Source organism: Streptomyces sp. NPDC111628, from assembly GCF_055635195.1.
This window is the reverse complement of the sequence record NZ_JBVKBZ010000006.1, coordinates 48,953-59,060: the sequence shown is the minus strand read 5'-3', so window position 1 is coordinate 59,060 and position 10,108 is coordinate 48,953. Positions and strand designations below refer to the sequence as shown.

The following is a 10,108-nucleotide window of genomic DNA, read 5'->3' as shown; positions in this document are numbered from 1 at the left end:
CTGCCGGATGGGACGGGTGCGGTGCCTCGTGCCGGACACGCGGGTGCGGCACCGCCACTGCCGGGCCGCACGGGCTCGGCGCCGCCTGCCGGATTGGACAGGTGCGGTAGACCGTGCCGGATCAGGCGCCGGTCGGCTGCGGCTGGGCGCGGCTGACGTCGTAGACGCCGGCCACGTCGCGCATGGCGCGCATGAGCGCGGGCAGCCGGGCGGCGTCCGGGAGTATGACGGTGTAGCTGTGCCGGACCCGCTGGCGGTCCGGGGGTTCGACGGTCGCGGAGACGATTTCGGCGCCTTCGAGGGCCATGGCCTCGGTGAGGTCGGCCAGGAGATGCGGGCGGCCGAACGATTCGGCGAGCAGGGTCACCCGGCATCCGGTGCTCTCCCCCCAGCGCACACCGACCTCCGCACGCCCGGCGCTCTTCATGCGCGCCACCACCGCGCACTGGGCGCGGTGCACGGTCACCACGCCTCCGCGCACGGCGAAACCGGTGATCTCGTCCGGCGGTACGGGGGTGCAGCAGCCCGCCAGCCGTACGTTCGCGCCCGGCGGGTCGACGAGGACGTCGGCGGCGGGGCGGGCGGGTGCGGCGTCCGGGGCCGGTCGCGGCGCGTCCGGGTGGGCGTGGGGCTCGGGTACGGCGGGTCCGCGGGGCGGCTCCTGCGCCTCGGGTGCCGCTTCCGGGTGGGCGGCGAGCCGACGCTGGATGGCGATCCGCGCGGCGGGGGTGTGGGCGTGCTCCAGCCACTCCCTGGAGGGCTCGGAGGCGGGGTCCTGACCCATCAGGAGCTGCACGGTGTCGCCGTCCCGCAGCACCGTGCTCATGGGCGCCAGCCGGCCGTTGACCCGGGCGCCGATGGTCGCGTGCGCGTCCTCGCCGTACTGGGCGTAGGCGGCGTCGACACAGGTCGCGCCCTCGGGGAGGCCGAGGGTGCCGCCGTCGGGGCGGAAGACGGTGATCTCGCGGTCCTGGGCGAGGTCCTCGCGGAGGGTGGACCAGAACGTGTCGGGGTCGGGGGCGCCGCGCTGCCAGTCGAGCAGCCGGGAGAGCCAGCCGGGCCGGGTGGGGTCGGCGCGCTCGCCGTCGCCCGCGCTCTGCTCCTCCGACGGAGGCGCGTACGGGTTGCCGAGCGCGACCACACCGGCCTCGGCGACCTTGTGCATCTGGTGGGTGCGGATGAGGACTTCCACGACCTGGCCGTCCTCCGCGCGGGCCACCGCCGTGTGCAGCGACTGGTAGAGGTTGAACTTGGGGACGGCGATGAAGTCCTTGAACTCCGAGACGACGGGCGTCATACAGGTGTGCAGCTCACCGAGGACGGCGTAGCAGTCGGCGTCCTCCTGGACGAGCACCAGGAGGCGGCCGAAGTCCGCGCCGCGGAGCGTGCCGCGCTTGCGGGAGACGCGATGCACGGAGACGAAGTGGCGCGGGCGGATGAGGACTTCGGCCTGAATGTCGGCCTCGCGCAGCACGCCCCGCACCTCGTCGGCAACCGCGGCGAGCGGGTCGTCCGCGCGGGCGGCGTTCTCCTGGACCAGCTCCCGCGTGTGCGCGTACTCCTCGGGGTGCATGACCGCGAAGACGAGGTCCTCCAGCTCGGACTTGAGCGCCTGGACGCCGAGCCGTTCGGCGAGCGGGATGAGGACGTCGCGGGTGACCTTGGCGATGCGTTCCTGCTTCTCGCGGCGCATGACGCCGAGGGTGCGCATGTTGTGCAGCCGGTCGGCGAGTTTGATCGACATCACGCGGACGTCGTTGCCGGTGGCGAGGAGCATCTTGCGGAAGGTCTCGGGTTCGGCGGCGGCGCCGTAGTCGACCTTCTCCAGCTTGGTGACGCCGTCCACGAGGTAGCGGACCTCGGCGCCGAACTGCTCGCCGACCTGATCGAGCGTCACCTCGGTGTCCTCGACGGTGTCGTGGAGGAGCGAGGCGGTCAGGGTGGTGGTCTCCGCGCCCAGTTCGGCGAGGATCAGGGTGACGGCGAGCGGGTGGGTGATGTACGGCTCGCCGCTCTTGCGCATCTGCCCGCGGTGCGAGGACTCGGCCAGGACGTAGGCGCGGCGCAGCGGGTCGAGGTCGGCGTCGGGGTGGTGGGCGCGGTGGGCCTCGACGACGTGGCCGATGGCGTCGGGCAGGCCCCGGCTGCGGGTGGCGGAGCCGAGCAGCGCGGCGCGGCCGAGGCGGCGCAGGTCGATCCGGGGGCGGGCCTTCCTGCGGGGCGCCGGCGTGACGGCACCGGTGGCCGCGGGCGGCACGGGTCCCGGGCTCGCTGGATTCACGGCCTCCGCATTCATGGGCACCTCCGGCTGCGCGGACCGGCGGACGGGGAATCCCAGGGCGGACACGGCTCAGGGGATGCTGTCGGTCCCCCGTCCGGGCCGGTGCTTGATGCTATCGAGCCCATCACGTGCGGCCGACCGCCTCTCGCCGAGCGTGAAACGGATCACCCATTCGAGCGATGGTCCGAGGGTTTACGTTTTCGCACTGAGTGTCATGGACCGAGCTGTGGTTCACCGCGGTCCGGGTCACCGGGTCGTGGTTCAGGCGAGTACCCCTTCCAGCCAGGCGGAGTCGAACTCGCCCTCCGCGACGATCACGGCCGGCCCCGTCATCTCGATCTCGCCGTCCGGGCGCTCGGTGATCACCAGGGTGCCGCCGGGCACGTCGACCGTGTAGGTGGCCGGGGTTCCGGTGGCCGCCGGGTCCAGGCCGTCCCGGCGGGCGGTGGCGACGGCGACGGCGCACGCACCGGTACCGCAGGAGCGGGTCTCGCCGGAGCCGCGTTCGTGCACGCGCATCGCGACGTGGCGGGGGCCCCGGTCGACCACGAACTCGACGTTGACCCCGTCCGGGTAGGCGCCGGCGGGCGCGTGGGAGGGCGGGGCGTACAGGTCGCCCGCGTGGGCGAGGTCGGCGACGAAGGCGACCGCGTGCGGGTTGCCCATGTTCACGTTCCGCGCGGGCCAGTCGCGCTCGCCCACGCTCACCTCGACGTCGCCCTCGGGCAGCAGCGCGTGGCCCATGCCGACGGTGACGTCACCGTTCTTGGCGATGTGTACGCGCTTCACGCCCCCGCGCGTCGCGACGGCGAGGTCACCCTCGGTGACGTGCCCGGCGTGCTGGAGGTAGCGCGCGAAGACCCGCACGCCGTTGCCGCACATCTCCGCGACCGAGCCGTCGCCGTTGCGGTAGTCCATGAACCACTCCGCCTCGGCGGCCATGTCCCGGGCCTCGGGGTGCGCCGCGGACCGCACCACGTGCAGCAGCCCGTCCCCGCCGAGGCCCGCTCGGCGGTCGCACAGGGCGGCGACGGCGGCGGGGGGCAGGTCGAGGGCGTTCTCCGGGTCGGGAACGATCACGAAGTCGTTCTCGGTGCCGTGGCCCTTGAGGAAGGCGATCCGCGTGCTCATTCCTCGATCGTACGGGGTGGGTGCGCCACGACGACGAGGGGCGGAGCCGGGCCCGGGGGCGGGAGGGCCCCGTCAGCTCCGAAGGCGGGCGACCCGCCACACGGCCAGGGCGACGACCGCGGCGACGGCCAGGGCGTACACGAGGATCGTCCGCCAGTCGGCTCGGCGCCCGGAGCCGCGCTGGGGCAGGCCCGGCCAGGTGTAACCGACCCGGCGGGCGGCCATCATGCCCCAGCCGGCGGCGCAGGAGCAGATCAGCAGTCCCAGCATCGCGATCACGGCGCCGCTGTCGCCGAAGTCGAAGGCGAGCGGGAAGGCGAACATCAGGGAGCCGAGCGCGGCCAGGCACACAATGGGCGCGAGCTGCCAGATCCGCAGCCGGCGCTGGGGCCGCAACTCGACCTCGACCTCGTCCCCGTACATCTCGTCCGGCGCGGGTCCGTCGGCGACGCCGTCCGGCGTCTCGTCGGGACCGTCGGGGCTCAGGGCGCCGCCGTCCGACTCCGGTCCGCCGTGGTCGGCGGAGCCGTGTTCGGTGCTCGGTGCGGTGTCACGAGGGCCGGCCTCCATCGCCACGCGCCCTCCCAACTAGGACTCACTCGGTCGATCGAAGCTCGATGATGGCACGCCGCCGAAGGCCCGGATGACGGCCGGGGCGTCCCGATGCCATCACGTGATCAGGCTGTAACCGGTCGTTCGACCAACGACAGGGCGAGTCGCGGAAGTTCCGTGCGATCCGCCACACCCCCACTCAACCAGTGCACCCGCGGGTCGCGCCTGAACCACGAATCCTGACGGCGCGCGAAGCGCTTGGTGGCACGGACGGTCTCGGCGCGCGCCTCGTCGAGCGTGCACTCGCCGGCGAGCGCCGCGAGGACCTGCTGGTAGCCGAGCGCGCGGGACGCCGTACGCCCCTCGCGCAGCCCCTGCGCCTCCAGTGCACGCACCTCGTCGACCAGACCGGCCTCCCACATCCGGTCGACGCGCAGGGCGATGCGCTCGTGCAGCTCGGGGCGGGCCACGTCGACGCCGATCTGCACGGTGTCGTAGACGGAGTCGTGGCCGGGGAGGTTGGCGGTGAAGGGCCTGCCGGTGATCTCGATCACTTCGAGTGCGCGCACGATACGACGCCCGTTGCTCGGCAGGATGGCCCGCCCCGCCTCCGGGTCGGCGAGGGCCAGCCGGGCGTGCAGCGCACCCGGGCCGCGCAGTTCGAGCTCCTCCTCGAGGCGGGCCCTGACCTCGGGGTCGGTACCGGGGAACTCCAGGTTGTCGACGGCCCCGCGGACGTAGAGACCGGAACCGCCGACGAGGATCGGCCAGCGTCCTTCGGCGAGCAGCGCGTCGATCCGCTCCCGCGCGAGGCGCTGGTACTCAGCGACGGACGCCGTGACCGTCACGTCCCAGATGTCCAGCAGATGGTGCGGGACGCCGCCGCGTTCCCCGGGCGTCAGCTTGGCGGTGCCGATGTCCATCCCTCGGTAGAGCTGCATGGAGTCGGCGTTGACGACCTCGCCGCCGAGCCGCTCGGCCAGGAAGACGCCCAGATCGGACTTTCCGGCCGCGGTGGGTCCGACTACGGCGATGACGCGGGGGGCGGGGGGTGCGCTGCTCACCGCACCAGTCTCGCAAACCTCTCGCCTCGCCCTCGAACGAGTTACGTGACGGTCCGCGTCGGGGGTCGTTGCCCGTTGCGAGGTTCCCGCTCCCCGGGCCACCGGGTCATGGCCCCGGCCACGCAAACGGACGCACCGGATGCCGCGGGATTTCGCCCGCACGAGTAACGTATGGAGTTGATATGGGCGTTTTTGCACGGCTTTTTCGGAGGTCGAAGAACACCGAGGAGGCGTCGGGCGCGGAGACGCGGACCGACGTCCCGGACACCGGGAACGCGGCGGAGACGAAGGCGGCCGAGGTGGCGGAGACGGCCGATGCCGGTCCGCGGAACACGACGGAGGCCGGCGAAACCGACAGGGCCGCCGCCGAGGCCGGTGACTCGGAGAGCGTCGGCATCCCCAAGCAGCAGTCCGCCGGGGAGGCCGTCGACAACGAGGCCGAGGCCGACAAGGGCGCCCGCACCTGACTGCCCCGTGAGGGAAGGCGAACCATGGGTCTCCTGGACAACTTGAAGGCCAGACTCGAACCGGCGAAGGGCAAGGTCTCCGACCTCGCGCAGCAGCACGGCGACAAGATCGATCGCGGTCTGGACAAGATGGCGCGGACCGTCGACGAGAGGACCAAGGGCAAGTACAGCGACCGGATCCAGACGGGCACGGGCAAGGCCAAGGGCGCCATGGACCGCCTCGCCCACAAGGACGACAAGCCCGGGGAAGAAGGCGGCGGCACCCCTCCGGCCGGCCCGCCTCCGGCTTCCTGACCCGGCACGCCGCCGGACGGTCACGGAGCCCGGCCCCCCGGGCCGCCTCCGGACCGTCCGCGGGCGCGCCGCTGGCCACGACACGGTGACCGCGCCACCCCTGCGGACAGGTGCCGCCTCGCCGCTCCGACGGTGTACCCGCGTCCGCCGCTTTGTGCGGGAGCGCCACGTCTACCACCACGACAAGGGTGGCCCCGCCGCCGTTACGTCCAGGTGTCGCCTCGCCCTGCGACCGTGCAGCCGCCTCCACCGCTGACGTCCGCGCCGCCGCGTCGACCGCTACGACCAGATGGCTGCTCCGCCGCCACGACCAGGTCGCGCGTCGCCGCTACGACTGTGCAGCCGCGTCGGCCGCTGCATGCGGGGGCGCTGCGGTTACACCACCACGACAAGGTGGCCGCGCCACCTCTACGACCATGCAGCCTCGTCTACCGCGACGCCGGGCCGCGCCCCGTCGTCCACTACGACCAGCCGGCCGCACCGCCGCTACGTCCAGGTGGTGCCTCGCCCTGCGACCGTGCAGCCGCGTCCGCGGCTACGTGCGGGGCGCCGCGTCGATCGTTACGACCAGATGGCTGCTCCGCGGCCACGACCAGGTCGCGCGTTGCCGCTACGACCATGCAGCCGCGCCTGCCGCCCCCGTCCGGGGTGTCGCGCCGACCATTGCGACCAGTGGCCGCTCCGTCGCTACGACCAGGTGGCCACGACGTAGCCGACCCCGTAGGGCGCGTCCTCGTACAGGAGTGCGCCGCCCAGGTCCGAGTCCCCGGCCGCACCCGCGAGGACCTGCCAGGGCGCCCGGCCCGATGCCTTGAGTTCGCGGGCCAGATCGATGTCCAGGGCGGCGAGCGCGGCCGGGTCCGCCGTCTCCAGGGCGCGGCCCACCTCCGCGTCGAAGGGCGCCGCCCGCTCGTCGAGGTAGCCGGGCGCCTTCAGCGTGCGGCACGCGCTGGCGTCGCCCAGCACCAGCAGCGCCGTCCGTCCCGCCCGCGCGGCGATGTCCCGGCCGACGGCGGCACAGTGCTCGGCGGACAGCCCGTCCCCCACCCCGATGGCGTCGACGGGGGCATCGGTCCACCCGGTCCGCCCGAGCAGCCAGGCGCCGACGGCAAGCCCGTGGGGCAGCTCGGCTCCGCCCGCACCGCCGCTGTCGGCACCCAGGTACACCTCCACGTCCACGCCGAAGCCGCGGAAGGAGCCCCGCGCGCCGCGCGGATAGGCCTCGGGCCCGGCGGAGTCCGCGGGCCCGACCACCACGAGCCGGTCGGGCCGGGACGCGGCGAGCACGCCCAGCGCGTCCGTGCACGCGGCGCGTGCGGCGTCCAGCTCGGGTGCGGCACCCGCGGCGACCTCCGGCACAAGGAGCGGCGGGCAGGGGCAGACGGCGGCGGCGACAAGCATGATCGGCAGCGTATCCCCGTACCGCCGCCCCCGGCGGCACCGCCCGCGGTCAGTCGCAGCCGCAGCCGCTCGCCACGGCGGGCTGGGGCTCGGGCACGCCGATCTTCGGCAGACCGAGGAGCACACCGGCCGGCTTGGCCTGCTCGGCGGTGTTGCGCTTCTCCCAGGCGTCGCCCGCGCGCGTGCGGCGCACGTCGAGCACCGCGCCCTCGGCGAGGAGGTGGTGCGGGGCGGCGTAGGTGATCTCCACGGTCACCACGTCGCCGGGGCGGACCTCCTGGTCGGGCTTGGTGAAGTGCACCAGGCGGTTGTCGGGGGCGCGGCCGGAGAGGCGGTGGGTGGCGCCGTCCTTGCGGCCCTCGCCCTCGGCGACCATCAGCTCCAGGGTGCGGCCGACCTGCTTCTTGTTCTCGTCCCAGGAGATCTCCTCCTGGAGGGCGACCAGGCGCTCGTAGCGCTCCTGGACGACGGCCTTGGGGATCTGGTTCTCCATCTCGGCGGCCGGGGTCCCGGGCCGCTTGGAGTACTGGAAGGTGAAGGCCTGGGCGAAGCAGGCCTCGCGCACCACGTGCAGGGTCTGCTCGAAGTCCTCCTCGGTCTCGCCGGGGAAGCCCACGATGATGTCGGTGGTGATCGCCGCGTGCGGGATGGCGGCGCGCACCTTCTCGATGATCCCCAGGTAGCGCTCCTGGCGGTAGGAGCGGCGCATCGCCTTGAGGACCGGGTCGGAGCCGGACTGGAGCGGCATGTGCAGCTGCGGCATCGCGTTCGGCGTCTCGGCCATGGCGGCGATGACGTCGTCGGTGAAGTCGCGGGGGTGCGGGGAGGTGAAGCGGACGCGCTCCAGGCCGTCGATGTTCCCGCAGGCGCGCAGCAGCTTGCTGAACGCCTCGCGGTCACCGATGTCGGAGCCGTAGGCGTTGACGTTCTGCCCGAGCAGGGTGATCTCGCTGACGCCCTCGGCGACCAGGGCCTCGACCTCGGCGAGGATGTCGCCGGGGCGGCGGTCCTTCTCCTTGCCGCGCAGCGCCGGGACGATGCAGAAGGTGCAGGTGTTGTTGCAGCCGACGGAGATGGAGACCCAGGCCGCGTACGCGCTCTCGCGCCGGGTGGGCAGCGTGGACGGGAACGCCTCCAGCGACTCGGCGATCTCGACCTGCGCCTCCTCCTGCACGCGGGCGCGCTCGAGCAGTACCGGGAGCTTGCCGATGTTGTGGGTGCCGAAGACGACGTCCACCCAGGGGGCCCGCTTCACGATGGTGTCGCGGTCCTTCTGCGCCAGGCAGCCCCCGACGGCGATCTGCATGCCGGGGCGGCTCGCCTTCTTCGGGGCGAGGTGGCCGAGGTTGCCGTACAGCTTGTTGTCGGCGTTCTCCCGTACGGCGCAGGTGTTGAAGACGACGACGTCCGCGTCGCCGTCGGCACCCTCGGGGGCGCGGACGTAGCCCGCGTCCTCCAGCAGACCGGACAATCGCTCGGAGTCGTGGACGTTCATCTGGCACCCGTAGGTGCGTACTTCGTAGGTTCGCGTGCCGCCCACTGACTGGCTCCGGTCGATGCTGCTCATGGCAACAAGAGTAGGCGAGTCACGATCGCGTCCGACGCCGCGCACGTATTGACAGTACACAGTCAGAGTCGGTGTCATGCATGGGAGCGCTCCCATATATGCGCATGAGCGTGCTCACCGGCATGCGCTGACGCATCCCTTCTCCCGCACTGGAGGCACCCTGTGCGCACCCGAGTCCTTCGATTACTGCGCCGGCCCTGGACCGCGGCGGTGGCCGCCGTGGCGCTGGTGGTGTCGGTCCTGGTGGCGATGCCCGCGAGCGGTGCGGCGGCGGCCACCTGCCGGGTCGACTACCGCGTCGACGCGTGGGCGGGCGGCTACACCGCCCAGGTGAGGATCACCAACCTCGGCCCCGCGGTGAACGACTGGCGTCTGACCTGGACCTACACCGGCGATCAGCAGGTGACGTCGGCGTGGAACGCGACCGTCACACAGACCGGCGGGTCCGTGGTCGCCGTCGACGCCGGCTGGAACGGCGCCCTGGCCACGGGCGGCACCGCCGAGTTCGGACTGCAGGGAACCTGGCGGTCCGCCGACCCCGCGCCGGACGACTTCGCGCTCAACGGCACCTCCTGCGGCGACGACGGCGGCACGCCGCCCACCACACCACCGACCACGCCTCCCGCGACGACTCCACCGCCGTCCGCGGAGTGCGGTGACGCCGTGATCTGCTCGGGCTTCGAGGACCAGGCCGGCCCCGAGCCCGCCGGCGACTGGCGGTTCACCGCGCCCGACTGCCAGGGCACGGGCACGGCCGCCGTGGACTCGGCGGTGGCGCACGAGGGCGGCAGGTCGCTCCGGGTGGACGGCCGGGCCGGGTACTGCAACCACGCCTTCGTCGCCCACACCGCGGACCTGTCGTCGGTCGGCCCGGTGCTGTACGTGCGCATGTGGGTCCGGCACACCACCGCGCTGCCGACCTCGCACGTCACCTTCGTGTCGATGCCGGACTCGGCGCAGGGGGGCCGGGCGCTGCGCGTGGGCGGCCAGAACGGCGCGCTGCAGTGGAACCGGGAGAGCGACGACGCCACTCTGCCCGCGCAGAGCCCGGCCGGGGTGGCGCTGAGCAGGCCGCTGCCGACGGACGGCTGGCAGTGCCTGCGGTTCGCGGTCGACACCTCGGCCGGCGACCTGGACACCTGGCTCGGCGACGAGCTGGTTCCGGGCCTGCACGCGGACGGGGTGCCGACGCAGGACGTCGACCAGCAGTGGCTCGCCCGCGGCAGCGCACCCCGGCCGACGGCCCTGCGACTGGGCTGGGAAAGCTACGCGACGGGCGACGACACGGTCTGGTTCGACGACGTGGCCGTGGGCTCCGCACCGATCGGCTGCTGACCGCTCACGCCGACGC

General features: G+C 73.2%; 9 protein-coding genes. 3 read left to right on the top strand and 6 right to left on the bottom strand.

What is annotated here, in order from left to right; translation table 11 throughout:
- Positions 1 to 121: 121 nt before the first annotated feature.
- From ACZ7MF_RS29760 to miaA, 4 genes are all read right to left on the bottom strand, one after another.
- Positions 122 to 2,296: a RelA/SpoT family protein gene (locus ACZ7MF_RS29760; protein WP_471481313.1), complete on the bottom strand. Its 2,175-nt coding sequence runs from the start codon at positions 2,294 to 2,296 to the stop codon at positions 122 to 124.
- Positions 2,297 to 2,542: 246 nt separating this feature from the next.
- The gene (gene dapF, locus ACZ7MF_RS29755; RefSeq protein ID WP_471481312.1) at positions 2,543 to 3,412 is read right to left on the bottom strand and encodes a diaminopimelate epimerase; all 870 of its coding nucleotides are present in this window, start codon (positions 3,410 to 3,412) and stop codon (positions 2,543 to 2,545) included.
- Positions 3,413 to 3,484: 72 nt separating this feature from the next.
- Positions 3,485 to 3,982, bottom strand: coding sequence for a hypothetical protein (locus tag ACZ7MF_RS29750; protein WP_471481850.1), 498 nt, complete (start codon positions 3,980 to 3,982; stop codon positions 3,485 to 3,487).
- A gap of 107 nt (positions 3,983 to 4,089) precedes the next feature.
- Positions 4,090 to 5,028 (bottom strand): tRNA (adenosine(37)-N6)-dimethylallyltransferase MiaA, encoded by a 939-nt coding sequence (gene miaA / locus ACZ7MF_RS29745; protein ID WP_471481310.1) that lies wholly within the window; start codon positions 5,026 to 5,028, stop codon positions 4,090 to 4,092.
- A gap of 182 nt (positions 5,029 to 5,210) precedes the next feature.
- On the opposite strand from miaA, the gene ACZ7MF_RS29740 reads away from it, so the two are divergent.
- Both ACZ7MF_RS29740 and ACZ7MF_RS29735 read left to right on the top strand, forming a co-directional pair.
- Positions 5,211 to 5,495: a hypothetical protein gene (locus ACZ7MF_RS29740; RefSeq protein WP_471481308.1), complete on the top strand. Its 285-nt coding sequence runs from the start codon at positions 5,211 to 5,213 to the stop codon at positions 5,493 to 5,495.
- 24 nt (positions 5,496 to 5,519) lie between these two features.
- On the top strand, positions 5,520 to 5,789 hold the full coding sequence (locus tag ACZ7MF_RS29735; protein ID WP_356862342.1) for an antitoxin: 270 nt from the start codon (positions 5,520 to 5,522) through the stop codon (positions 5,787 to 5,789).
- 687 nt (positions 5,790 to 6,476) lie between these two features.
- Here the strand turns inward: ACZ7MF_RS29735 and ACZ7MF_RS29730 are convergent.
- Positions 6,477 to 7,190, bottom strand: a complete 714-nt coding sequence (locus ACZ7MF_RS29730; RefSeq protein ID WP_471481306.1) for a class III extradiol dioxygenase subunit B-like domain-containing protein — start codon at positions 7,188 to 7,190, stop codon at positions 6,477 to 6,479.
- A 49-nt stretch (positions 7,191 to 7,239) separates the two neighbouring features.
- Positions 7,240 to 8,757, bottom strand: a complete 1,518-nt coding sequence (gene miaB / locus ACZ7MF_RS29725; protein ID WP_471481305.1) for a tRNA (N6-isopentenyl adenosine(37)-C2)-methylthiotransferase MiaB — start codon at positions 8,755 to 8,757, stop codon at positions 7,240 to 7,242.
- 162 nt (positions 8,758 to 8,919) lie between these two features.
- On the opposite strand from miaB, the gene ACZ7MF_RS29720 reads away from it, so the two are divergent.
- Complete coding sequence (locus ACZ7MF_RS29720) at positions 8,920 to 10,092, top strand: cellulose-binding domain-containing protein (RefSeq protein WP_471481303.1); 1,173 nt, start codon at positions 8,920 to 8,922, stop codon at positions 10,090 to 10,092.
- Positions 10,093 to 10,108: the final 16 nt, after the last annotated feature.